The 23,350-nt window shown below is 66.2% G+C and carries 23 protein-coding genes; 5 read left to right on the top strand and 18 right to left on the bottom strand.

Annotation, left to right across the window (positions count from 1 at the left end):
• Window position 1 precedes the first annotated feature (1 nt).
• The 11 genes from ACLQ3J_RS20540 to ACLQ3J_RS20490 form a co-directional block, all read right to left on the bottom strand.
• Window positions 2-1,213, bottom strand: a complete 1,212-nt coding sequence (locus tag ACLQ3J_RS20540) for an MCE family protein (RefSeq protein ID WP_169653010.1) — start codon at window positions 1,211-1,213, stop codon at window positions 2-4.
• Window positions 1,210-2,265 carry an MCE family protein gene (locus tag ACLQ3J_RS20535; RefSeq protein WP_425904275.1) on the bottom strand — a complete coding sequence of 352 codons (1,056 nt, stop codon included), beginning with the start codon at window positions 2,263-2,265 and terminating at the stop codon, window positions 1,210-1,212. Before ACLQ3J_RS20535 ends, ACLQ3J_RS20540 begins: the two co-directional genes overlap by 4 nt.
• Window positions 2,262-3,332: an MCE family protein gene (locus ACLQ3J_RS20530; protein ID WP_425904274.1), complete on the bottom strand. Its 1,071-nt coding sequence runs from the start codon at window positions 3,330-3,332 to the stop codon at window positions 2,262-2,264. The genes ACLQ3J_RS20535 and ACLQ3J_RS20530 overlap by 4 nt, the downstream gene beginning before the upstream one ends.
• A gap of 41 nt (window positions 3,333-3,373) precedes the next feature.
• Window positions 3,374-4,411, bottom strand: a complete 1,038-nt coding sequence (locus ACLQ3J_RS20525) for an MCE family protein (protein WP_425904273.1) — start codon at window positions 4,409-4,411, stop codon at window positions 3,374-3,376.
• On the bottom strand, window positions 4,408-5,430 hold the full coding sequence (locus ACLQ3J_RS20520) for an MCE family protein (protein WP_169653006.1): 1,023 nt from the start codon (window positions 5,428-5,430) through the stop codon (window positions 4,408-4,410). The genes ACLQ3J_RS20525 and ACLQ3J_RS20520 overlap by 4 nt, the downstream gene beginning before the upstream one ends.
• Window positions 5,427-6,647: an MCE family protein gene (locus tag ACLQ3J_RS20515; RefSeq protein WP_425904272.1), complete on the bottom strand. Its 1,221-nt coding sequence runs from the start codon at window positions 6,645-6,647 to the stop codon at window positions 5,427-5,429. Before ACLQ3J_RS20515 ends, ACLQ3J_RS20520 begins: the two co-directional genes overlap by 4 nt.
• A 62-nt stretch (window positions 6,648-6,709) precedes the next feature.
• Window positions 6,710-7,573, bottom strand: a complete 864-nt coding sequence (locus tag ACLQ3J_RS20510) for an MlaE family ABC transporter permease (RefSeq protein WP_169622596.1) — start codon at window positions 7,571-7,573, stop codon at window positions 6,710-6,712.
• Window positions 7,573-8,382, bottom strand: coding sequence for an MlaE family ABC transporter permease (locus tag ACLQ3J_RS20505; protein WP_169622595.1), 810 nt, complete (start codon window positions 8,380-8,382; stop codon window positions 7,573-7,575). Before ACLQ3J_RS20505 ends, ACLQ3J_RS20510 begins: the two co-directional genes overlap by 1 nt.
• Before the next feature lie 68 nt (window positions 8,383-8,450).
• Complete coding sequence (gene fadD5, locus ACLQ3J_RS20500; RefSeq protein ID WP_425904294.1) at window positions 8,451-10,004, bottom strand: fatty-acid--CoA ligase FadD5; 1,554 nt, start codon at window positions 10,002-10,004, stop codon at window positions 8,451-8,453.
• Between the two features lie 348 nt (window positions 10,005-10,352).
• Window positions 10,353-11,135 carry an enoyl-CoA hydratase gene (locus ACLQ3J_RS20495; RefSeq protein WP_425904271.1) on the bottom strand — a complete coding sequence of 261 codons (783 nt, stop codon included), beginning with the start codon at window positions 11,133-11,135 and terminating at the stop codon, window positions 10,353-10,355.
• Complete coding sequence (locus ACLQ3J_RS20490) at window positions 11,132-12,121, bottom strand: NAD(P)H-dependent flavin oxidoreductase (protein ID WP_425904270.1); 990 nt, start codon at window positions 12,119-12,121, stop codon at window positions 11,132-11,134. Before ACLQ3J_RS20490 ends, ACLQ3J_RS20495 begins: the two co-directional genes overlap by 4 nt.
• Before the next feature lie 254 nt (window positions 12,122-12,375).
• On the opposite strand from ACLQ3J_RS20490, the gene ACLQ3J_RS20485 reads away from it, so the two are divergent.
• The 3 genes from ACLQ3J_RS20485 to ACLQ3J_RS20475 are packed head-to-tail and all read left to right on the top strand — an operon-like array spanning window position 12,376 to window position 15,234.
• Window positions 12,376-13,638 carry a TetR/AcrR family transcriptional regulator gene (locus tag ACLQ3J_RS20485; RefSeq protein WP_425904269.1) on the top strand — a complete coding sequence of 421 codons (1,263 nt, stop codon included), beginning with the start codon at window positions 12,376-12,378 and terminating at the stop codon, window positions 13,636-13,638.
• Complete coding sequence (locus ACLQ3J_RS20480) at window positions 13,635-14,747, top strand: NAD(P)-dependent alcohol dehydrogenase (protein ID WP_425904268.1); 1,113 nt, start codon at window positions 13,635-13,637, stop codon at window positions 14,745-14,747. Before ACLQ3J_RS20485 ends, ACLQ3J_RS20480 begins: the two co-directional genes overlap by 4 nt.
• Before the next feature lie 10 nt (window positions 14,748-14,757).
• Window positions 14,758-15,234 carry a DUF4334 domain-containing protein gene (locus ACLQ3J_RS20475; RefSeq protein WP_425904267.1) on the top strand — a complete coding sequence of 159 codons (477 nt, stop codon included), beginning with the start codon at window positions 14,758-14,760 and terminating at the stop codon, window positions 15,232-15,234.
• A gap of 8 nt (window positions 15,235-15,242) precedes the next feature.
• On the opposite strand, the gene ACLQ3J_RS20470 is transcribed toward ACLQ3J_RS20475, so the two are convergent.
• Both ACLQ3J_RS20470 and ACLQ3J_RS20465 read right to left on the bottom strand, forming a co-directional pair.
• Window positions 15,243-16,085 (bottom strand): oxygenase MpaB family protein, encoded by an 843-nt coding sequence (locus ACLQ3J_RS20470; RefSeq protein ID WP_425904266.1) that lies wholly within the window; start codon window positions 16,083-16,085, stop codon window positions 15,243-15,245.
• Window positions 16,086-16,165: 80 nt separating this feature from the next.
• Entirely contained in the window at window positions 16,166-16,915 is a 750-nt protein-coding gene (locus ACLQ3J_RS20465; protein WP_425904265.1) for a GntR family transcriptional regulator, read from the bottom strand.
• A gap of 129 nt (window positions 16,916-17,044) precedes the next feature.
• On the opposite strand from ACLQ3J_RS20465, the gene ACLQ3J_RS20460 reads away from it, so the two are divergent.
• Complete coding sequence (locus ACLQ3J_RS20460; protein WP_425904264.1) at window positions 17,045-18,583, top strand: aldehyde dehydrogenase family protein; 1,539 nt, start codon at window positions 17,045-17,047, stop codon at window positions 18,581-18,583.
• Window positions 18,584-18,587: 4 nt separating this feature from the next.
• The gene (locus tag ACLQ3J_RS20455) at window positions 18,588-19,556 is read left to right on the top strand and encodes an oxygenase MpaB family protein (protein ID WP_425904263.1); all 969 of its coding nucleotides are present in this window, start codon (window positions 18,588-18,590) and stop codon (window positions 19,554-19,556) included.
• A 48-nt stretch (window positions 19,557-19,604) separates the two neighbouring features.
• Here the strand turns inward: ACLQ3J_RS20455 and ACLQ3J_RS20450 are convergent, their stop codons facing one another.
• The 5 genes from ACLQ3J_RS20450 to ACLQ3J_RS20430 form a co-directional block, all read right to left on the bottom strand.
• Window positions 19,605-21,014, bottom strand: coding sequence for an MFS transporter (locus tag ACLQ3J_RS20450; protein WP_378528582.1), 1,410 nt, complete (start codon window positions 21,012-21,014; stop codon window positions 19,605-19,607).
• A gap of 146 nt (window positions 21,015-21,160) precedes the next feature.
• Window positions 21,161-21,736 (bottom strand): TetR family transcriptional regulator, encoded by a 576-nt coding sequence (locus tag ACLQ3J_RS20445; RefSeq protein WP_422423154.1) that lies wholly within the window; start codon window positions 21,734-21,736, stop codon window positions 21,161-21,163.
• A gap of 20 nt (window positions 21,737-21,756) precedes the next feature.
• Entirely contained in the window at window positions 21,757-22,365 is a 609-nt protein-coding gene (recR, locus tag ACLQ3J_RS20440; protein WP_425904262.1) for a recombination mediator RecR, read from the bottom strand.
• Between the two features lie 9 nt (window positions 22,366-22,374).
• A complete protein-coding gene (locus tag ACLQ3J_RS20435) occupies window positions 22,375-22,698 on the bottom strand; it encodes a YbaB/EbfC family nucleoid-associated protein (protein ID WP_378528584.1) in 324 nt (107 codons plus the stop codon).
• Between the two features lie 86 nt (window positions 22,699-22,784).
• Window positions 22,785-23,219, bottom strand: a complete 435-nt coding sequence (locus ACLQ3J_RS20430) for an SRPBCC family protein (protein WP_378528554.1) — start codon at window positions 23,217-23,219, stop codon at window positions 22,785-22,787.
• Window positions 23,220-23,350 lie beyond the last annotated feature (131 nt).

The following is a 23,350-nucleotide window of genomic DNA, read 5'->3' as shown; positions in this document are numbered from 1 at the left end:
CTCAGTTGCCCAATCCTTCCAACAGCTGCTGCCAGTAGTTGAGTGCTTCCACCCCGGTCGGAATGAGGAGCGGGTCGTCGGCGATGTCCGGGCCGGTCACCGCACCCGGCGTGGTCTGGTTCTGCAGGCCGAGGTCGTTCGGTCTCGGGGCCACCCGCGCTCCGCGCTGAGCATGGCCTTCGCCCGGAGGGCAGTAGAGCGAAAGGTTCGGCTGCCGGGGGCCGTAGTCCGGGATGGTGCGGCGCGGGGTGTCGTAGTAACACACCGGCCCCTGCGTGGCCACGAGCGAGAAGTTGCCCCGGTCACCCACGACGACCCGGTCGAGATCCTTCAAAGCCGCCGGAATCGACACGAGTCCGGCCTCCAACGCCGGGGTCCGTGGTCCCAGCACCTCGCCGACCGTCACCAGGTTGGTGAGCAGGACACCGAAATTGTCCTCGGTCGCCGCGAACAGCGCTTCGACGCGGGACAGGGCCTCCGGCGAGCGATCGAGCAGATACACGAGCGAGTCCTTGCTGCCCACCAGTTGGTCGGATACGTCGCGCACCGCCCCGACCGTGCCGGGGAACGACTCGGAGTTGGCGGCCAGTGCGTCGACGAGACCGAGTCCCTCGTCGAGCAGCGTCGTGAGGGCCGGCGCCCGTTCTTCCACCATCCGCGACAACGCGTCGGCGTTCTCGAGCAACGCCTGCAGTTCGGGACCCGTCCCTTCGAGGGCGGTTCCCCAGGTCTCGCCGAGGGTGACCAGAGAGTCTGCGTCCAGACTCTCGATCAGCGACGTCATCCGGATCAGCATCTGGTCCAGCCGAAGACTCTGTTCCTCGACCGGTACGAGGATTTCGTCGCCGGCAACGAGGTACGGGCCCTCGTCCGTCTCGGGTTCGATGTCGAGAGTGAGAATGCCGATCGCTGTTGCGGTGACCACCCGCGCAGTACTGCCGACCGGAATCTGCGTCCCCGGGTCCAGAGAGAGCACCGCGTCTGACCCGCGTCCGCCCGGTGCAACCTCGATGGAGTCGATTTCCCCCACCGCGACACCTCGGTACGTCACGGATGTGCCCGGACCGATCCCCCGCGCGTCGGACAGGTGTGCCCGGATGTCGATCGCCCCGCCGAGACTCTGCGGTCCCAGCACGTACCGGACACCGAAGACCGTCGCGAGGAGGCCGACGATCACGAACAAGGTGACCTGCACCTTCACCGAGCGGTTCACCGGACACCGCCTCGGAGCAGGTCCTGCAATCCCGTCGCGATGTCCGCCTGCGGCAACGGCACCGCCGGCCCGCCGTCGAGCGGTACCCCTCCGGTCACGAGCAGGTCGATGGCTGCGGGAATGTCGAAGGCGCCGTCGAAGATCAAGTAGTCGCCGGGTGTCGCGCGGCGGAAACCGTCCATGAACCCCGTCATGTTGACGAGCGCCGCCTCCACAGTGTTGTTGAAATCCTTGATACCCGAAGTGATGTCGGCGAGGTCGGAGACCGCTCCCCCGATCGTGCCGGAGTCCTGCATCACCGCATCGACCGACGCGGACACCGCCGCGGTACTCGACACGAGCGTCGTCAGATCCTGCTGCTGCTCGGCGAGCAAGGTGACCATGCGCGAGCTGTCGTCGATACTGCGGTCGAGCAATTCCTGTTGCTGCGCAAGACGCCCGGACACCGACTCCACCGCGACGAGAGTGCGCTCGAAGTGCACGCTGTTCTCATCGGCCAGCGCCATCGTGGAGTCCAGGCGGATGAGCATGTCGCGGATCTTCTCCCCGCGGTTGCCGAACGCGGCATCGAGTTCCGTGGTGATGGTGCGGAGCTGGTCGAGCCCGCTGCCGTTGACCACCTGACCGAGCATCGCGAAGGTTGCCTCGATGTCCGGACCCACCTCCGTCCGCTCGATCGTGTCGCCGTCGGACAGCGGCTCGGGTGACGGGTCCTCCGGCATGTCGATCTGCACGAAAGGGCTGCCCAGCGCGGACGGAAGTCGCACGGACGCGCCGATATTCGACGGGAGCTCGGCAGACGCCGACATGCTGAGATCCAGGTACGCGCGTGTGCCGTCCGTCCGCAGCGTGTGGACACGGCCCACGACGGCCTGCCCGGCACGCACCTCCGCTCCCGGGTCGATCCGGTCGGCGCTCTCGAAGAGCGCCGTCACCGTGTACGTCTCGCCGGCTGCGGTCCGGCCGAGCGGGAGTTCGTGCAGGCTGAGACCGCACCCGGACAGCACCGTGATCGACGCCAGTGCCCCGGCCACGCGGAGACGCCCGATCATCGGGTGCCGCCTTCGTTCAGGGCACGGTCGAGTGCTTCGGGTACGAGATCTTCGTAGGGGTCGGAGAGATCGAACGGCACGGTGATGGGGTTGGTGAATCCCGCGCCGGTGCACAGCGGTAACGGTTCCTGCGCACAGAGTTCCTGTGCGCGCGGGAACTGGCCGATCTGCGTGGAGATGTTGAGCCGGATACGTGCCCGGCCGTCGGGTCCGATGGCGTTGTCGATGTTCTGCATGGTCAGAGGCAGTACGTCGAAGATCTCGGCGAGCCCGACCTCGTGGAGCGCAAATGTGTCGGTGAGCGTCTGCGCATTCGACATGATCTGTTCGATGTCGCCGCCGCGGTCGGCGAGCAGGACGTCGAGTCGGTCGAGCACGACGGTGAGTTGATCGACCGGGGCGGCGACGTCGAGATCTGCGCGCTGCAATTCCTCGCCCAGTTCGCCCATCCCCTCGACGAGGGTGGCGAGATCTCCCTCCTTCGAACGGACTGCCCCGAGCGCGACCGCGAGGTCGTCGATCACCCCGCCGATGTCTTCGGATTTGGCGCCGACGACCGAGGTGGCCTGGCTCAAGGCGACGATCGCGCGGTTCATGTCCTCGCCCGTTCCGGCGGTCGCGTCCGCCGCGACCTCGAGGGTCCGGCCGAGTTCGCCTCCCTCGGGGCCGAGCGCACCGGCGAGCATGTCGACGCTTTCGAGCAACTCGTCCCAGTTGATCGGGGCGTGACTGCGTTCGACTGGGATGACGTCGCCGTCCTGCAGGGTGGGGCCGTCCTGATACGCCGGCCCCAGTTCGATGAAGCGGTCGCTGATCACCGCCGGGTTCATGACGAAAGCCGACACGTCGGCAGGAAGAACGACGTCGGTCGGGACCGTCATCGTGACCTCGATGACGCGGCCCGCCGGCCGCACCTCTTCGACCGTGCCGAGGGGCAGGCCGAGAACGGCCACCTTGCTCCCCGGATAGATGCCGTTCACCGACGCGAACTGTGCGACCACGGTTCTGGTGCGGTCGGGTCCTACGACGTACCAGGCACCGGCCGCGCACAGACCCAGGACAGCCACGATCGCGATAACGCGTGTCAGCCACCTTCTTCCCGTCCCTTTCAATTGCACCCCTCCATCACGCCGACGGCGCACAACGCGTTGTCGGGAATCGGTCCGGCAGGGGCGTGCACGTCGACCCAGTTCCCGTTGCCGGACGCATCGGTCGCGGCGCGGAGGCCCGCGGGCAGCGTCGCGAGAATCCGGTCGATGTTCGCGGCGTTGGCCGCGAGCGTCGCGGTAACGGATTCCAGATTCACGAGCAGCGCGTCGACCTCGGACGAGTTGTCGGTGAGGAACGCTGCCGTGGTGGCGGCGAGGCCGCGCAGATCCTCGACGAGACGGACCAGGGCCTCCTTGCGCGCGGCGAGGATGTCCACCACCGTGGTGGCATTGCGGACCAGAACCGAGACGTCCTCGCTCTGCGTGGCGACCACCGAGGTGAGCGACTTCGCGGAACGCAGCAACGACGTGATCCGCGCATCGTTGCGCACGATCATCTGCGACGTCGCTTCGACGCCTGCCAGTGCGTCGGCGATGTGCCGGGAGTCGGAGGGCATGGCGTCGGTCAGCGTCTGCATCATCGTTTCGACTGACTCGATATCGAGTCCTTCGCTCACCGCCTGTGCGTCCGTGGTCAATTCGTCGAGGCTGTAGGGCACCGCGGTGCGGGACAACGGAACACGGCCGCCCGTGAGTTCGCCGGCACCCGCGGGTGTCACCGAGAGATAGCGCTTACCCAGGATGGTCTTGAGTTTGATCTCCGCCGTGGTGCGGTCGCCGAGGTCCTGCTTCCGGTCGATCCGGAAGTCGACCAGTACGTGGTCGCCTGCCATCTCCAGGCCCTCGACGCGGCCCGCCGGGACACCGGAGACGTAGACCGGGTCGTTGGGAGCGAGGCCCGCCGCGTTGGCGAATTCGGCGGTATACGACTGTGTCCTGACCAGATACGTCAACTGCGGAAGCGCCAGTGCACCGACCATCACGACCGCGACGACGACCATGCCGATCACACCGAGAAGGATCGGATTCGCATTCCGGTCGTGCCGTCCGGAGAAGATCGCCGCGATCGCGTCCCGCGTCTCGCGTGTCGCGCTCATCGGCACACCTCCGAGTAGGCGGTGCCGAGAAGGTTCGTCTCGAAGTCTCCCGACAGGACCGTGAAGTTGCACATGTAGAGGTTGAGCCAGCCGCCGTAGTCGCCGATCCGATTGAGGCTGCCGGCGAGCGCGGGCAGCCCCGCCATCGCCTCGTCGAAGTTGTCGGTCTGCGGAATCCACGCGTCGGTCATCACCCGCAGATCCGTCACCGCGGTATCGAGTGGGGTGACGGCGCCGGACATCAGTGCAGCAGTGGCCCGTACGGCCGAACTACCTCGATCGACGAGTGCCGCGAGTTGCGCCTCGTCGCCGGCGAGTGCCTGGCTCACGACCGCCATCCCGGAGATCAGGGACGAGACCTCCTCGTTGCGCCGGTCGACGACGGTGACGAGTTGCTCGAGATTGGCGATCACCTCGTTGAAGACCTGCTCCTGTTCGACGACGTCCGCGCTGACCGAGGCAATGTGCAGAAGCAGGGATTCGAGTGTTCCGCCTTGCCCCTGGAACGCCTCCACCACGGAAACCGCGAGGGAATTGATGCGGGCGGGATCGATCGCCTCGAACAGTGGCTTGAAGCCGTTGACCAGCGCGGTGAGATCGACCGGCGGGGCGGTCTGCTCGAGGGGGATGGTCGCGTTCTCCTCGAGCACCACGCCTGTCGTGTCGGCAGGCAGGCGCAACGCGACGTAACGTACGCCGATCATGTCGCCGTAATTGACTTTCGCGGTGACGTCGGTCGTCAGTTGCCGACCGGATTCGATGTCGAAGTGCACTCGCGCACGCGAGCTTCCGTCGTCCTGCGGTGCGAACTCCACACGCGCGACCTTGCCGACACGGACTCCGGCGAGTGTCACGTCGCTGCCGGGAGTGAGCCCCTCGACATCGGTGAACTCGGCGGAGTACTCGCGGGTGGATCCGACGACGGGCTGGTCGAGGGTGTTCCCCACGACGACAGCGGCGAGCACTCCTACGACGCAGAACGCGCCCAGGCGCAGCATCGGTCCGGTCAGGGCACTCACGGGATGCTCACCTCCGCTCCACGAACGAACGGCGCGAGCAGCATCGACGCGGCTGCCGACGGGTCGTCACCGAACTCCGCCGCGTCGGGCGCGATACCCGCGGCGATCTGCTCGAGGTAACGGAGCGGTGCGCGCTCGGCCGATGCGGACCGAATCGAGGAGGGGTTCGGCGCAGGCGTCCGGACCGGATCACCGCAGTTCGCGCCGTCCATGCCCGGGTACCTCGGGCAGTCCGCTGCTGTGTACGGCATCGGGTCGGCGAAATCCGGAACTGCGGTGATGTTGAACCGGCCGGTCGAGAACACCCGGGCGCCGGCACCACCGAAGACGGACAGGTAGCGAAGGGTCTCGTCGAGGCCTGTGGTGTTGCCTGCGAACGCGCCCATCACCGGTGCCCCGTTCCGGACCACCGCGATCATGTTGCCGGTGTTGGCGGACAGCACAGCCGCGCCTTCCTGCCCGAGTGACGCGCCCCCGGACAGCAGTCGGCGGATACCGTCCTCCCGGTCCAGCACGACCTGGGACAGTTCGGACGCGTTCTGCATGATGGCGACGACATCGTCGGTGGCTGCGGAGATCGCTTCGTTCACAGTTGCGAGCTGGGGGGCCGCGGCGATACCCGAATCGACGAGCGGGCCGAGATCGGTTGTCAGCGTGGCCATGCGGTCGATCGTCTCCCCCAGGGCTGTTCCCCGTCCCTGCAATGCCTGACTCATGACGTCGAGCGCGACCGAAAGCTGCTCGGGCCGAAGCTGTTCCATCAACTCGGCGGCCCGGTAGTACAGGTTCGCCAGTTGCACGGACTCCGAGGAGGTATCGACGCTCAGTTCCGCCCCCGGCTCGAGTCGCGGTCCGCGCTCGGGTTCCTCCGGCGGCACCAACTCGAGGAACACGTCGCCGAAGAGCGTGCGCGGCACGACGCGTACCCGTACCGATGCCGGAATCTCGGACATCTGCGCCGCGTCGATCTGCATCGTCAGACGGGAACTGGTGACGCCGGCGTCGATTCCGGTGAGGCTTCCCACGTGCACACCCTGGTACTGCACCCCCGCGGAACCGAAGATCAGTCCGGCGTCGGCGGGAAGTGTGGCGGTGATGCGCGGATCCCGTGACAAGGACCCGGCACCGGAAGCGACGAGCAACACCCCGGTGACGACGAGGATCGCGGTCGAGACCACACCGATCAGAGCGAGGACCGGGCGGGTCGGACCCGACATCTTGTTTATCCGGCGAGGGGCGGCGGCAGCGGGCAATGGCCGCGGGACGAGGCGTGCGGACGTCACGAGACTCCCACCCCCGGGATGGTGGGCACGAGACCCCACAGGGCGAAGGTGAGCACGACGTCGGTGATCCCGATGGCCAGGATGCTCGTACGCAACGCCCGCCCTGCGGCACGGCCCACGCCCTCCGGTCCACCCGAGGCGTAGAAGCCGTACGCACAGTGCACGATTGCCACGATCATCGCGAACACGACTGCCTTGATCAGCGAATACCAGAGGTCGGCCGGGGAGAGCGCGAGGTGGAAGTAGTAGTCGTAGGTGCCGGCCGAATTGCCCTGGAAGTTGACGACGACCAGCCGGGTGGCGACGAACGAGGCGAGCAACCCCACCATGTAGATCGGTACGACGCATACCGCCGCGGCGACGAGACGGGTGCTGGCGAGAAACGGGATCGACCGGACGGCCATCGCGTCGAGCGCGTCGATCTCGTCGGAGATACGCATCGCGCCCAGTTGTGCGGTGAAGCCCGTTCCCACTTTGGCAGCGAGCGCGATGGAGGCGACGACGGGGGCGAGTTCCCGGGTGTTGGCGATCGCGGACAGCATGCCCGACAGGGACGTCATGCCGATCAGCTCGAGTCCTCGCTGCGTTTCGACACCCACCATCATCGCGGCCACCGCGGACATCGCGAACACGATTCCGATCGTGCCGCCCCCGGCGAGCAGCGACGCGTATCCGAAACTGACATCGCCGATGTGGTAGAGCACGTGACGGAAGTACCGCCGCAGCGCAATGGGGATTCCGGCGACCGCTTTCCCGGCGAACACAACCTGCCGGCCCATCGATGCGAACCCGTCGACGGTCGCGGCGACCGGGCGATGCGTCATCGAGCGCGCACGGGTGAAGGTGGTGTACGAGATCATCAGTAGGTGCCCACCGCGGGAACGAGCACGGTGTACATCTGGGACAGAACGGTATTGACGACGAACACCATGACGAACGCCAGCACCACACCTTCGTTGACGGCGTCGGCGACACCGCTCGGTCCGCCCTTGGCGTGGAGGCCCTTGAAGGAAGCGATCAGCGCGGACGTGACGCCGAAGCACGCGGACTTGAACATGGCCGTCGCGAAATCCGACAGTCGACCGTATTCGCCGAGGGTTCTCAAGAACGCCCCGCCGGACCCGTCGTTGAGATAGATCTCGTACAGGTAGCACGCGGTGACACCGACCAGCGTGACGAGGGAACAGAGCATGAGCGAGACGAGTACCGAGGCGAGCAGTCGAGGCACCACCAGTCGTTCGACCACGTTGAGTCCCATCACCTCCATCGCCTCGATCTCTTCCCGGATCGTGCGCGACCCCAGGTCTGCACAGATCGCGGAACCGCCGACACCGGCGAGCATGAGAGCGCACACCAGCGCGGCGGCCTGTCCGACCACGACGAACGAGACGATTGCGCCGGAGTAGGCGCCGGCGCCGAGTTGTCCCGCGAGCGAACCGACCGACACCGCGATCAGTACACCGACCGGGAGCATCAGCAGTAGTGCGGGACCGCTGCAGACCTTCGCGATGAACAGCGCCTGGGTAACGGTCTCGCCGAGCGAGAGACGACGGCGGAACAGGACGCGGGCCGTGGCAACCAGGGTTTCGAGAGAGAAGCCGACGAGCGCACCGACCTGGATCGCCAGATCGTGTGCCGGTCCCTTCGGTTTGGGCAGTTCGAACGTCATGTGCCCCCTCTCCTTTCACTGATCCACGGCCCGGTCCCGAACGCGACCGGGTGGCCGGTGCGGGAGAGTCAGCCTTGAATCACGGCGGACAATCCGCCGCGGAGTTGGCCCTTGACGACCTTGCCGCTGGCGTTGCGGGGCAACGCCTCGACGAGCACGACTTCCTTGGGGTGCTTGTACCGCGCCAAGTGGTCGTCGAGGTAGGGCTGGAGTTCCTCGATGGTGAGGTCGTCGGTGCCGGGTCCGAGCGCGAGCACCGCCACGGGGACCTCGCCCCACTTCGAATCCGGACGGCCGACGACAGCGGCTTCGAGAACCTTCGGGTGCCCGAAGAGGACGTTCTCTACCTCGGCGCAGTAGATGTTCTCGCCGCCCGAGATGATCATGTCCTTCTTGCGGTCGACGACGTAGACGAAACCTTCGTCGTCGACGCGAACGAGATCTCCGGAATGGAACCATCCGCCGTAGAACGCGTCCGCCGTGGAGGACGGGTTGTTCCAGTATTCGCGCATCATGGTCGGCCCGCGATAGACGATCTCCCCGACCTGACCCGGTTCGACGTCGTTCATCTCGTCGTCGACGACACGCGCCTGAATCGTGGGTATGACCCGGCCGACGGATCCGAGCTTGCGAATCGCGTCGTTTCCGTCGAGGACGCACGTGATCGGCGACATCTCCGTCTGCCCGAACACCGCGACATTGAAAGCATCCGGGAAGGATTCGGCCATTGCGCGGAGGATGGTATCCGAACTCGGCGCTGCGCCCCAGGAGATGTTGCGCAGCTTCAGCTTTCGCGGGTTCGACTGCTGGGCTGCGCACACGGCCTGCCACTGCACGGGAACCAGGAACAGACTGGTCACCTGCTCCGCTTCGAGTACGTCGAGGAGCACCTCGGGGTCGAACGCGCCGACGGGGTGGATCACCGTCGTCGTGCCGAGCATCAGGCTCGGTGCGATCGAACCGAGCGCCGCGATGTGGAACATCGGCGACGCACAGAACCCGATGCCGGATTCGTCGAAGAGGCGGAACGCCCGGATGCACGTGAGCGACTGGGCTTCCATGTTCGAATGTGTGAGCACAGCGCCCTTCGGGCGGCCGGTGGTTCCGGAGGTGTACATGATGAGCGCCGGCGTGTCGTTCGGGATCTCCACCGGCGTGCGGGCATCGCCGTCCTCGGCGACGAGGTCGTCGTAACTCACGGCGTCGCCCTCGGGTTCGGCACCGAGGGTGACGAAGAGTTCGATGCCTTCCGACTGTGCTCGCGCAGCGGCGGCGAGCGGGACGAGTGGCCCTTCGGCGACAATGGCTTTCGCACCGGAATCGGCGACGAGGAATGCCACCTCGGGCGCGGTCAAGCGGAAGTTCACGGGGACCGCTATGGCACCGAGCGCATTGGCGGCCAGTACCGTCTCGAGGTATTCGGGGCGGTTGAGCATCAGCACGATCACCCGGTCGCCGAAGCCGATGCCCCGCCGCGACAGCGCATCTGCCAGCTTGTCGATCCGTGCGTCCAGCTGAGACCAGGAGATGGATTCGCCCAGGAATCGGAGTGCGGTGCGGTCGGGAATCATCAACGCGTGCCGGGAGACCTGGTTGTTCCAGTTGTTGCTACGAAAACGCATCGACTCGGTGACAGTCGATCGGGTGCCGGTCGATCCGGGAGTGCCTGCGGGGGGCGCCATCGATGGGTCCTCTCGTGACGGGACAGGAAGGCGAACCGGTGGGAAGCCGAGCCTTCGATGTGTGAGGCACATTACAGGGGCGACGGTGGTAAGACCAGAGTTTTGTTAACGTAGATTCTCCACGGTCGAACACTGACAGAGCGCGATATCCCGAAAGGGAGCAGACCCGAACGACGCGTGTGTTATCCGCTTTCAGCAGCGGCTTTTCCGAATGGCACCGTGCAGCGTGGTGATGTCGCGGTCCGCGACTCACCGTCGGAAAGTGCACGACCTGTTGGAGTATTCCGGCTACGTGAAACGGGCGGGGCGCTTCTCCAGCATCGCCATGGCGCCCTCGGCGAAATCCGCCGAAGTGAGCAGTTCCACCTGACCTTCTTTCTCCCGCGCAAGCGCGCTGTCGAGCAGTGGGAGGGTCGCGGCGTTGAGTGCTTTCTTGGTGAGGGCCTGTGCGCGTCGGGGTCCCCGCGCGGTGCGCGCGGCCACCGCGTCCACGTGTGCCGCGAGTTCGTCGTCCGGCAGTGTCCGCGCCACCAGTCCGAAACGGTCGGCGTCCGCGCCACCGATGCGTTCGCCGAGCAGCGCCATCTCGGCCGCGCGAGCGCGGCCGATCGCGGCCGGAACGAGCAGACTCGCCCCACCGTCGGGCATCAACCCGATGTTCACGAAGGACAGCAGGAAGTATGCGCTCTCGGCAGCGTAGGTAAGGTCGGCGACGAGGGCTATCGACACTCCGACACCGGCGGCAGGACCGTTCACTGCCGCGATGACGGGAACGGAAACGTCGGTTATCGCGCGGATCAAACCGGTAGTGGCATCCATCGCCACGGTCGGGTCCTGCGGATTCGCTGCTCCCGCAGCGAGATCCGCTCCGGTACAGAATGCCTTGCCCTCACCGGTGATAACGATCGTGCGCACCCGGGTGTCGGTATCGGCCGCCGTCACCGCGTCGCGCAGCGCCGACAACGTCGCCAGATCGATCGCGTTCATTCGCTTGGGCCGGGAAACGGTGAGCCTGAGGATCCCGTCGGCGAGTTCGGAGCGGAGTCCCTCGACGGTGGACGTTGCGGTCATGCCCCCACCTCCGAGCCGGCGGCCACGAAACCCTGGAGCCGGCTGGTGATGATGTCCTCGGCTTCGGCGACCATGCGTGTGACGAGGTCCGACACCGTCGGTATGTCGTCGATCAGCCCCTGACTCTGACCCGCGCTCCAGATTCCTGCGTCGAGGTCTCCGTACTCGAACACCTTCCGGCCGCGGGCGCCCGAGACGAGGTGCTGGATATCTCCGAACTCCGCTCCGCCCGACTCGATGTCGACAACCTCGCGACTGACGGCATTGGAGGCGACGCGGGCCGTGTTCCGGAGCGTCCGGAAAATGAGCTTGGTGTCGAGTTCGGTATTCCGGACGATCTGCTCCTTGACCTCCTGCGCTACCGGCGACTCGACCGTGCACATGAACCGGGTGCCCATGTTCACCCCTTCGGCACCGAGCGCGAGCGCGGCTACGAGACCGCGGGCGTCGGCGATTCCACCGGATGCGATCACCGGGATCGTGAGCTTGCGGGTAGCGGCCGGGATGAGAATCAGGCCCGGCACATCGTCTTCACCGGGGTGCCCGGCACATTCGAAGCCGTCGATACTCACCGCGTCCACGCCGATCCGTTCCGCTTTGACCGCGTGACGAACGCTGGTGCATTTGTGGATCACCTTGATACCGGCGTCCTTGAAAAAGGGAAGGTGGTCCGCGGGGTTGAATCCCGCTGTTTCGACGATCTCGATACCCGAGTCGACGATGGCCTGCCGGTATTCGGCGTACGGAGGCGGGTTGATCGAGGGAAGAATGGTGAGGTTGACACCGAACGGCTTGTCGGTGAGTTCGCGGGTCCGCTCGATCTCACGCACGAGATCCTCGGGGGTCGGCTGCGTCAGAGCCGTGATGAAGCCGAGCGCGCCGGCATCGGCGACAGCGGCGACCAGTTCGGCGCGGCCGACCCACATCATGCCGCCCTGAACGATGGGATGTTCCACCCCGAACATCTCGGTGAATCGAGTCCTCACGGGTCCCCCTCGGATCCTGGATGTGCTTGTGTCCAGCACGATTCCCTACCTCAATTCCATGAATTGCATTGAGAATCGGTGTTAACTTTGGTGGCTCCTCCGGGGTTTGTCAATACGTTCTGTACTGCGGTTTTCCGCCGCTCGCGAGGAAGATGCGCGTTCCTTTCCGCGGGGTGCGGCTGTTACCTTTGAAACCGACCATCCCCCTACGGCCCCGGTCGTGGGCCGCGCTCCACCCCATCCGAGGAGGCCCGGTGCCCGAACACGCGCAGGTCGAGGCGCGCAACCGCGCGGAGGCCGGCTCCGCCACTCCCGCACCGCGCCGCCGGCCCAAGAACCGGAAGGCGCAGATCGCCACCGTTGCCGCCGAGGCCTTCAGCGAACGCGGCTACCACGGAGTGAGCATCGACGAGATCGCGTCCGCAGTCGGCATTTCCGGTCCCGCGCTGTACCGGCACTTCCCGAACAAGTACGCGCTCTTCCACCACGCCGTCGCCACGCTCGCCGACGCGCTCGAAGGCGCATTGAACGAGCTCGATCCGGGGGACGACCAGGATCCGGCCGACGTGCTCGACCGGCAGCTCACCTCGCTCATCCGGACCACCGTCGACAACCGGCGCACCGGGGGTCTGTATCGCTGGGAGCGGCGGTACCTCACCAGCGACGACCGCAGCGTGATCCGCTCGAAGATGGTGGCGATCAACAGGCGGCTCGCGCATACCCTCTCCCGTCTGCGACCCGATCTTTCCGACTCCGAGCACGTGCTGCTCAGCACGGCCGTGCTCAGTGTCATCGGCTCGATCACCACCCACCGCGCACCGTTGTCCACCCGTCGCATCCAGCAGTTGCTGCTCGATGCCTGCCGCGCACTCGCCGCGGTCCCCCTCGTACCGGATCTCCCGGAAGCCGACCCGGCGCCCGCACCCCAGGGCCTCACCATGGCGAACAAACGCGAAGTGCTGCTCCACGAGGCCGTGTTGCTGTTCGATGCCCGTGGTTACCACGAGGTGAGCATCGAGGAGATCGGGACGGCGGCGGGCATCAACGCCTCCGGGGTCTACCGGCACTTTCCCAGCAAAGCCGAACTTCTCGCAGCCGCCTTCAGGCGCGCCGCCGATCGGGTGGCGGTGGCCGTGGGCGCGGCCCTGACCGAGTCGACGACACCGGCCCAGGCGCTCGAGACCCTCAGCGACTTCTTCATCCGGCTGTCGTTCGAGCACAGCGCACTGATGTCGGTGTATTTCGCGGAGATCGGGAACCTTCCGGCCCATCACCGCAGCGACCTGCGGAACATCCAGCGACTCAACATCGAAGACTGGGCGCGGCTCATCGGGGAACTGCGCAGCGACCTGTCGCCGGTGGAATGCCGCTTCCTCGTGCACGCGGCCCTCAACGTCGTGCTCGACACCGGCAACCTCCTGCGATTCCGGTCCACCGCATCCACGCGGCGCCGAGTGCAGCAGTTGATGCTCGCGATACTGCTCGGCACACCCCGGCCGGAAGCACAGCACGGATGAGCCGCACGGCGACAGCAGCAGTTCTCCGGACGTACGGGGCCCCGTTACAACTCGAGCACGTCAGCGTCCCCGATCTTCGTCCCGACGAAGTCCTCGTGCGCATTCGCGGCGTCGGAATCTGCCACACCGACCTCACCGCGGCGGCAGGGGGCGTCCCCATTCCGGTGCCCGCGGTCCTCGGACACGAGGGCGCCGGCATCGTCACCGAAGTCGGCACGGCGGTGACGCGACTCGCGGTCGGAGACGCGGTGGTTCTGGGTTTCGATTCGTGTCGGCAGTGCCGCAATTGCACACGCGGCCGACCCTCGTATTGCGCCCGCTTCGCCGGGCTCAACTACGGCGGTACCCGGAGCGACGGCACGACGGTTCTTCAGGACGCGAACGGCGATGCCCTGCACGGTAACTGGTTCGGGCAATCGTCCTTCTCGTCGCTGGCGGTGGTCACCGAGCGCAATGCGGTGCGGCTGCCCTCCGACGTACCGGTCGCTCTCGCGGGACCTCTCGGATGCGGGCTCGCCACCGGCGCGGGCACGGTCCTCCGGGTTCTTCGGCCGGAACCCGACTCGTCGATCGTGGTGTTCGGCCTCGGTGCGGTCGGGATGGCCGCGATCATGGCCGCCCGCATCGCGGAGTGCACCACCATCGTCGGTATCGACCCCAACCGTCGCCGGCACGACCTCGCGCGCGAACTCGGGGCCACCGAGGTGGTATCACCCGACGAGCACGACGACCTCGGCCGTCATGTCCGTCGTCTCACGGGCGGCGGAGCCGATTTCGCGGTCGAAGCCGTAGGAACCGAATCGGTTGTTCGGCAGGCGTTGTCGTCGTTGGGCAGTCCCGGCGTGTGCGCGACACTCGGCCTGCAGGCAGGCCGCAATCCCATCACGGTCGATCAGACACATCTGCTCGGCGGGCGCACGCTGACCGGAGTGATCGAAGGTGACGCGGATCCTCATCGGTTCCTGCCCGAACTCGCGGACCTGTGGCGTGACGGCCGTTTCCCCGTCGAGAAACTGGTCCGTACGTTCGACTTCACAAAACTCGACGACGCCCTCGATGCCGTGCGCTCGGGCGAGGTCGTCAAGGCAGTTCTGACCTTCGACAACTAGAGGAGACGACATGGACGTAGTTCGGCACGTCGCGGACCTTCGCGCCCGCACCGAGACAATCGATCCGCGCGAACTCGACGCGTTGTGGCCACGTCTCACGCCGGCACGGATAGACGATCTCGTCGGATTCCGCTGGAAAGGGTTCAGCTTCGATACCGGCCATCGCACACACGGGCTTCTCGGCGCGTCCCGGTGGTACGGGAAGACGTTCGCCTCACCGACCGAGGTGCAACCCCTGGTGTGCCGCGGTGAGGACGGGGAACTGTTCTCCGACAAGGAAACCGGTCGCGGAGAGGCGAGCCTGTGGGAAATCGTGTTCCGGGGCGAGGTGACCGCGACGATGGTGTACGACGGCATGCCCGTCTTCGACCACTTCAAGAAGGTCGACGACGACACACTGATCGGTGTGATGAACGGGAAGGGAAAACTCGTCTTCGACGGCGGAGAGCACTACTGGTTCGGACTCGAGCGCGACGTGGCTCTCTGAGTTCTCCGTCAGATGAGATGCTGCTGCGCTGCCATGCGGCGGCGCATGTCGCGCAGGTAGTACGTCGCCGACAACTGCCGGATCGGCCTCGGGACGAGGCGATAGAGCGGGGGAAAGACCTTCCAGAAGAGGTCGAATCGGCGCTGGTCGCGCCGACTCCACGGAAGAGCGAACTCCTCGCGCAACCGTTGCGGCAGAAGTCCGATCGTCATGAACCGCTGCAGGGGCATCAGCGCGCGGACTGCGAGCGGGGCTTCGCCACCGGAAAGCAGGTGGCGCGTGAAGGCACGAACCTTCGCGTCCACCTCGAACGACGCGATCTTCTCGTCCCAGTACGCCTCGAAGTCGGCTCGCGTGGCCGGCCACATGTGTTCCTTGACCTGAAGCGCGGTTCCGTACACCGCCGATTGGCGATACAGGTGCTCGAGGTCGTTGTCGCCGAGTTCGCCGAACATGCGCGAGTACATCTCCGCACCGTTGCGGTACAGCGTCGCCGCCACCCACAGTTGGAGTTCAGGATCGAACGCGTTGTACGTCTCCGAATGCACCGGCACATGGGCCTTGTTGACCATCCGCACGATCTGCTGCTTCTCCTCGGGGGAACCGAGCGTGACCGCGTAGACGTAGGTCATGGTGGTCCGCAGCCGGTCGAGCGGCCGTTGCAACGTGGTGCTGTGCTCGGCAACGCCGTGCCCGACTCCTCGCTCCGCGAGTTGCAGGAGAACAGTGGCCCCTGCTCCGAGGAGCAACATGGACTCACCCACGAAATCGGCGAGGTCGACGGAGCCGGGCGGAATCGGACGGGACTCGGTGGCGACGCGGGGTGCGCCCTCTCCGGTGCGGGTCACCATGGGCTCTCCTGACGGGAATACGGATGCAGCACGGTCATTCGAATTGTGCACACCCGTGTTCAGATAGGCAAGCGCCGGTCCTACACCCCCGGCCGGTCCGTCACCACCCGCCGGCGATGCTCGACCAACCTCTCCGCCGCGTCGTCGAACTGCACCAGGGTCTGCGTGATCACCTCGTTGTGATCGCGGACCCGCATCGCCTCGATGAGCCTGGCGTGCGCCGTGACCGCCTTCGTCCCCCACCCGGTGTCGCGTGCGTAGAGGCGGTACGGGATGACTCGTGCCGCATTGTTGAGGAACCAGGCGAGTTTGGGACTGCCCGCGATGCGGTTGACCTCCCGATGGAAGTCGAACTCCGCGTCGGCGATCCGCTCCACATCCGGCACCGCGCCGCCGGGAAGAGCGACGAGCGAGCGCAACCGCTCGTTGAGTTCCGCGAGCCGCACGAGATCCTCGGCAGTGACCCGATCCACGGCGCGCAGCGCCAGTTCCACCGCGATCTGCCCCTGCAACCAGAAGATGTCGTCGATGTCGGACCTGTTCAGGGGCGAGACCCGGTATCCACGATTCGGCGCCGACTCGACCATTCCTTCGCCCCGCAGCGTGAGGAGCGCTTCGCGCACCGGCGTGACGCTGACCCCGAGTTCGGCGGCCGTCTCGTCGAGGCGGATGAAATCTCCGGGCCGGAGCGCGCCCGACATGATCGAGCCGCGCAGGTGCCCCGCGACCTCGTCGGACAACTGCGGTCGCCGCCGCATCGGCAACCCCGCCCGCGGCCGGATCCCGCCCCGCTCACTGGCCTTGTCGGTGCTCGGTGTGGGTGCCGACATATCGTCTCCTGAGGTAGTCCGGACAACTGCACACAGGGGTTGTCCAATCACCGCGACAGCGCCTAATGTGATGTCCACTACAGCTATCACATCAAATATATTTGATGCGGTCCACAGGAAGTGTCGGTCATGACCCAGAATCTCAGTCCCTCGGAGACCTCGGAAGCGGGTACCGCGAAGGCGGTTGCCGCCTCGGAAAACTCCGACACGTTCGCCAGCCTCGACCCCCGCACCGGCGAGGTGATCGCCGAGTACCCGATCGCCGATGCTGCCGAGGTTGCCGCCGCCGTCGACCGCGCACGGATCGCCTCACGCTGGTGGGAGGCGCAGGGATTCCGCGGACGCCGGGAGTGGCTGCTCGAGTTCAAGAAAGCCATCGCGTCCGACGCCACCTCGCTCGCCACCGTCGTGTCGAGGGAGACCGGAAAGCCGTACGGGGACGCGTTCCTCGAAGTCCTGCTCGCGGTCGAACACCTCGACTGGGCCGCGCGCAACGCGAAGAAGGTGCTCCGCCCGCGCAGGGTCCCGTCGGGCATCGCAAGCTTCAACCAGGCGGCCACCCTCGAGTACAAGCCGCTCGGCGTCGTCGGTGCGATCGGGCCGTGGAACTACCCGGTCTACACGCCCATGGGTTCCATTGCCTACTCGCTGGCGGCAGGAAACGCAGTCGTCTTCAAGCCGAGCGAACTCACGCCGGGCGTCGGAAAGTGGCTCGAGGACAAGTGGAACTCGATTTCCCCGTCCCAGCCTGTGTTCCAGGTGATCACGGGTCTCGGGGAAACGGGTTCGGCGTTGGTCCGATCGGGTGTCGACAAGGTCGCGTTCACCGGATCCGGTCCCACCGCACGCAAAGTCATGGCCGCGTGTGCCGATACGCTGACCCCGCTCGTCGCCGAGTGCGGCGGTAAGGACGCAATGATCGTCGCGGCCGACGCCGACATCGACAAGGCGGTGGAATTCGCCGCCTTCGGTGCGTTCGGCAACGCCGGCCAGACATGCGCGGGCGTCGAACGGATCTACGTCGTCGAGCCTGTCTACCGCGAGTTCCTCGACAAGCTCACCGCGACCGTCTCCCGCGCACATCCGGGCGGGGACACCGATTCGACCTACGGCCCGATGACTCTGCCGCGCCAGGTGGACGTCGTGCGCGGCCATATCGAAGATGCGCTCGCGAGCGGGGGCAAAGCGGTACTCGGCGGCCTCGACTCGATCCAGGGTCTCGTCATCGGACCAGTCATCCTCACCGACGTCCCCGAGACGTCCACGGCCGTGTGCGAAGAAACCTTCGGTCCCACGGTGGTGGTCAACCAGGTTCGCGACCTGGACGAGGCGGTCGATCGCGCCAACGGCACCGAATACGGTCTCGGGGCGTCGATCTTCATCGGCAACAAGTCCAAGGGACGCGAGCTCGCCGAGCGCCTGCGCAACGGCATGGTGTCGATCAACTCGGTGCTCGGTTTCGCCGCCATCGCGTCGCTGCCGTTCGGTGGCGTCGGCGAGTCGGGCTTCGGACGCATCCACGGCGCCGACGGTCTTCGCGAGTTCAGCCGCCCCAAGTCGGTCACGGTCGAGAGGTTCAGTTCCCCACTGAAACTGATGAGCCTCGAGCGGCCGGCGCGTGACCTGAGGATTTCCGAACTCATGCTCAAGTACATGCACGGAAGGTGACCGGATGACGACCACTCCCCCGCGCACCCGCAGCCGCAAGGCGGCCGTGGTGGCGAGTCCCGCGGCTCGTATCGAGAAGGCAGGAACGTTCACGCCCCCGGACCGGGAGCCTCGCCCGCGGCGGGGTCGCATGGGGTGGGTCAAGGTCATCGAAGAACTCGACCCGGTGACGCAGCACCAGGACATCCACCGGATCACGGCCGGGTACGAATTTCCTTGGGACTACCAGCGTTCCCTCGAGTTCGCGTTGTTCCGTACCTACTGCGTTCCCACCATTTCCGCGCTCCTCGCCCGCACCGGTGAATTCGAGAAGCGCCCGCAGAAGCGTTACGACGACACAGCGCTGCTGATGGCCGAACTCGTCGAGCACGGATACGACGCCGAACGCGGCCGCGAATCGCTGCGGAACATCAACCGGATGCACGGCAAGTACTCGATCGACAACGACGACATGCTGTACGTGCTGTCGACCTTCGCGTTCGACCCGCTCGACTGGATCGACAGGTACGGGTGGCGTCGCCTCCACCCGAACGAACGTCTCGCGTCGTTCCACTTCTACCGGCAGGTCGGTATCCGCATGGGTATCAAGGACATTCCGGAGACGTTCCAGGAGTACTACCGGTTCAAGCAGGAGTACGAGCGGACGAGGTTCGTCTACAGCGACGACAACCACGCCATCGGGACCTACACGCTGCGGCTGTTCCAGTCCTGGTATCCGAAGCCGCTGCGCGGCGGAGTCGAGAAGATCGTGTACTCCCTGATCGACGACCGGATGGCCGCGGCGTTCGGGTTCCCGAAGGGCTCGGCTCGGATGCGGGCGGTGTCCGAGGGTGCGCTGCGCGCACGGTCCGCACTGGTCCGCCGCTTCCCGAAACGACGGGCGTCGCTCTCCGCAAGCAATCCGAGCAACCGGACCTACCCGGGTTACCCGCTCGGATACCGCCCGCGCGACCTCGGCGTAGAGCAGCACTGACGTCGCAGCGCCCAGGCCCCGCCCGTCGCCGTCAGACCCCCGCCGCCGTCAGACTGTCGTCGAGCGGGGCCGACGCGTCTGTCGTGACGGCAGCGCGAACGCCGACGCGAAGACCACGATCGCGCATGCGGCACACACCAGATAGGCGATGACGAACCCGGCGGTGCTCACACCGCCCGCGAAGGCGTGAGCGGCGAGCACCGATGCGACCACTGCGCTGCACACCGTGCTGCCCACCGTGCGCAGCAGAACGTTGACGCCGTTGGCTGCTGCGTTCTGCTCCAGGGGGACCGCTCCGAGAATCAGCACCGGCAACGTGCAGTATACGAGCGACGTGCCGACTGCCGCGACGAAGATCGCGGCCACGACCAGCCAGAGCGGTTTGTCCGGCACCGCGTGGATGCCGTAGCCGGCGAGCAGGAACAGCGCACCGATCATGATCGTCACCTTCGGACCGAATCGCTCGGTGATCCGCGACGCCACGATCGCAAAGATCATCATGGCGACGCTCGCGGCGAGCTGGCACGCCGCCGCCTGAAGGATCGTCAGACCGTATCCCGCGCCCTCGCCCCGCGGTGCCTGCAGCAACTGGGTGGTGATGAGTGTATTTCCGTAGAACGCGAACCCGACGAGCAACGCCGACAGGTGCGGGGTGAGCACGGAACGCCGAGCGGCGACGCGAAGGTCGACGAGCGGATTGCGGTTGCGCAGTTGCTGGAAGCCCCAGATGCCGAAGACGACCACGGCGGATGCGGCCATGGACAGCACTGCCGGGCTCGTCCAGCCCCACGAACTGCCCTGGGTGATGGGCACCAGCAAACAGATCAGTGCTGCCGACAGTCCGGCCGCACCCACCACGTCGAAGCGCCCGCCCGCGCGGCTGTCCGATTCCGGCACGACGAACCACGCCGCAAGCGTCACGCCCGCACCGATGGCCGCGGTGACCCAGAACAGCAGGTGCCAGTCGGCGAATTGCACGATGGCTGCGGCGAAGGGGATTCCGATCGCGGTGCCGATGCCGAGGGTCGAGCTGAGCATCGCAACCGAGCGGTCCACGCGATCGCGCGGCAGCACCTCGCGCAGGATCGCCATGCCGATCGGAAGCACTGCGGCGCCCGCTCCCTGCAGGCCGCGCGCAAAGATGAGCAGCCCGATGTTCGAGGTCATGGCGCAGATCAGCGATCCGATGGTCATCACCGTGAATGCGATCAGGAGCATCTTCTTCTTGCCGATCATGTCGGCGAGGCGGCCGAAGATCGGTGTCATCACCGCGCCGACCAGCAGCGTCGCCGTCACCAACCACGACACCGCGGTCGGTCCGGCACCGGTGAAGCCCGGCATGCTGGGCAGTAGCGGCACCATGACCGTCTGCATGATCGCCTGGAAGACGGCTCCGACGGCGAGCACCGCGAAGACGAACCGGCGAAGGTCCGGACGACGGGCAGCGGAAGCGTCGATGCGGGTTCGTTCCGCGGGACGGAACCGGCGGGGCACGGACAGCCGCAGAGGGACCGAAACTGTCAAGGACCCTCCTCGGCATAGGTGAATGGGTGTTCACCAGATTAGGTGAACACCCATTTACCTCACAACACGAGTGAGACGATTCACTCCCGAATGCCGTCGAGAAGCGCCTGCACCACCGGTGCGTAGAGGGCCACGACCTCGTCCAGCGTCCCCGTGGCGTGCTCCCGCATCATGCGACGACGCATGATCGCGAGACCCATCACCGCCGACATCGCGAGTTCGGCGCGCAACCTCGCATCGACGCCCGGCAGCCTCGCGGCAAGGGCATCGATCATCTGCGTCGAATAGTTCTCACGCAGCAGCCGATTGCTCTCGTCGCTCGCCCCGCTCATGAACAGAATGTTCATGGACAACGGCTTGTACGGTTCGAGCGGACGGGCGAACATCGCAACCATCCGCTCCCCCAGCGTCTCCAGCGGGCCGTCGAACAGCACCTGCGCGCCGGCTTGGAAGTCCACCAGCGCTTCGTACAACTGCTCCTTCGAGCCGAAGTACTTGATGATCAGCGGAGCACTCACCCCCGCGTCCACCGCGATGTCCTTGAGGGTGATGTCGCGGTACGGCCGGGTCGCGAACGCCTTGCCCGCCGCATCGAGGATCAGCTTGCGCGTCTCGTCCGAACTCCGTCGGCGCTTCTCGGGTTCGTCCGGAGCGATGTCGTCCGCGGCTCCGCCGGTCACATCGCTCGCCGGCCCGACAGCGCACGTCCGAGGGTGAGCTCGTCCGCGAACTCGAGGTCACCGCCCATCGGCAGGCCGGACGCGAGGCGCGTCACGGTCAGCCCGGGGAAGTCGCGCAACATCCGGACCAGATACGTCGCGGTGGCCTCGCCCTCCGTGTTGGGATCGGTCGCGATGATCACCTCGGAGACGTCGACGCCGTGCTCCTGGTTGCCGATCCGGGTGAGCAGTTCCCGGATGTGCAACTGATCGGGCCCGATGCCGTTGAGCGGATCGAGCGCACCACCGAGCACGTGGTAGCGGCCGCGGAACTCGCGGGTGCGCTCGATCGCCTGCACGTCCTTGGGTTCCTCGACCACACAGATCTGTGTGCGGTCGCGCCGGAGGTCCGAACAGATCCTGCACCGCTCCCGATCCGACACGGTGCCGCACACCTCACAGAACTGAACCCCGTCGCGCACCTTCTGCAACGCCGCCTGGAGTCGGTCGATCTCGGGAGGTTCCACCGACAACAGATGGAACGCGATGCGCTGCGCACTCTTCGGCCCGACGCCGGGAAGCTTGCCCAGTTCGTCGATGAGGTCCTGTACCGGTCCTTCGTACAACGCGAACCTCTAGAGACCGGGCAAGCCGGGAATGCCGCCGCCGAGACCGCCGGCGAGCGGGCCGAGCTTCTCGGCGGCACTCTCCTGCGCCTTCGCGGATGCGTCGGCGATCGCACCGACCACCAGGTCCTGCAGGGTTTCGACATCGTCGGGATCGACGACCTTCGGATCGATGTGCACGGCGACGACCTCACCCGTGCCCTTCACCGTCGCGGTCACCAGGCCTCCACCGGCCTGACCGGTGACCTCCTCCTGTGACATTTCGTTCTGAGCGGCCATCAGTTGCTGCTGCATCTGCTGGGCCTGAGCGAGGAGTTGCTGCATGTCGGGCATTCCACCGGGTTGCACGGACACGTCCTTTCTGCACGTTTGTCTGTCCAGGGTAGTCGTCCACCGTCTGCGGTGATACGACGGAGAGTTCAGTCCACTTCGTTCTTCAGGTTCTGAAGGACCTGCTGCTGGATCTTGCGCAGACCGATCGGCGCGAAGGTCTTCTCGAAGAATCCACCGATACCACCCGCTCCGTTCCAGCCGGTGAGGACGACCACCGTCGAACCCGTGCCGTGGGGCACGACGCTCCAGGTGGTCACGAGCGACGAGTTCGTGTCCGTCTCCGTGATGGTGCTGCCGGAAACAGAGACGGTGGCCTGCACATCGCGCTGCCGCTTCTCGGTGGCCTGGAGAATCCAATGCACGACGGTGCCCTCACCCCGGCCACCCGAGATCACCCGGTAGTCGCGGTAATGATCCGACAGGATGCGGGGGCGCACCGTCTCGTAATCGGCGAGGGCAGCAAGCACCTTGTCGGGCGCTGCCTCCAGTTGTATCGAACTGCTCGCACTGACCTGCGCCATGTCGATTTCCTCCGTAGTTGGTCGGATACTGCTTGTGGACGAGTTCTCCGTCCATCCTGCCTTCTCATCAGTACCGGGACGGGCACGAGCCACGGGTTTATTGTGGGTGTGCCATCAAGCAGCGCCGCAGG

Origin of the sequence: Rhodococcus sp. DT1, assembly GCF_049844875.1 — a bacterium.
Lineage (GTDB): Bacteria > Actinomycetota > Actinomycetes > Mycobacteriales > Mycobacteriaceae > Rhodococcus.
Note: the sequence above shows the minus strand (reverse complement) of the source record. Positions and strands in the feature narration are given on the sequence as shown.

Excerpts from the sequence above, each read along its gene's own strand:
- ACLQ3J_RS20535 (WP_425904275.1), bottom strand. The coding sequence starts at position 2,265 with ATGATCGGGCGTCTCCGCGTGGCCGGGGCACTGGCGTCGATCACGGTG.
- ACLQ3J_RS20525 (WP_425904273.1), bottom strand. The coding sequence starts at position 4,411 with ATGAGCGCGACACGCGAGACGCGGGACGCGATCGCGGCGATCTTCTCC.
- ACLQ3J_RS20515 (WP_425904272.1), bottom strand. The coding sequence starts at position 6,647 with ATGTCGGGTCCGACCCGCCCGGTCCTCGCTCTGATCGGTGTGGTCTCG.
- ACLQ3J_RS20510 (WP_169622596.1), bottom strand. The coding sequence starts at position 7,573 with ATGATCTCGTACACCACCTTCACCCGTGCGCGCTCGATGACGCATCGC.
- ACLQ3J_RS20505 (WP_169622595.1), bottom strand. The coding sequence starts at position 8,382 with ATGACGTTCGAACTGCCCAAACCGAAGGGACCGGCACACGATCTGGCG.
- fadD5 (WP_425904294.1), bottom strand. The coding sequence starts at position 10,004 with ATGCGTTTTCGTAGCAACAACTGGAACAACCAGGTCTCCCGGCACGCG.
- ACLQ3J_RS20495 (WP_425904271.1), bottom strand. The coding sequence starts at position 11,135 with ATGACCGCAACGTCCACCGTCGAGGGACTCCGCTCCGAACTCGCCGAC.
- ACLQ3J_RS20480 (WP_425904268.1), top strand. The coding sequence starts at position 13,635 with ATGAGCCGCACGGCGACAGCAGCAGTTCTCCGGACGTACGGGGCCCCG.
- ACLQ3J_RS20475 (WP_425904267.1), top strand. The coding sequence starts at position 14,758 with ATGGACGTAGTTCGGCACGTCGCGGACCTTCGCGCCCGCACCGAGACA.
- ACLQ3J_RS20470 (WP_425904266.1), bottom strand. The coding sequence starts at position 16,085 with ATGGTGACCCGCACCGGAGAGGGCGCACCCCGCGTCGCCACCGAGTCC.
- ACLQ3J_RS20465 (WP_425904265.1), bottom strand. The coding sequence starts at position 16,915 with ATGTCGGCACCCACACCGAGCACCGACAAGGCCAGTGAGCGGGGCGGG.
- ACLQ3J_RS20460 (WP_425904264.1), top strand. The coding sequence starts at position 17,045 with ATGACCCAGAATCTCAGTCCCTCGGAGACCTCGGAAGCGGGTACCGCG.
- ACLQ3J_RS20455 (WP_425904263.1), top strand. The coding sequence starts at position 18,588 with ATGACGACCACTCCCCCGCGCACCCGCAGCCGCAAGGCGGCCGTGGTG.
- ACLQ3J_RS20435 (WP_378528584.1), bottom strand. The coding sequence starts at position 22,698 with ATGCCCGACATGCAGCAACTCCTCGCTCAGGCCCAGCAGATGCAGCAG.
- ACLQ3J_RS20430 (WP_378528554.1), bottom strand. The coding sequence starts at position 23,219 with ATGGCGCAGGTCAGTGCGAGCAGTTCGATACAACTGGAGGCAGCGCCC.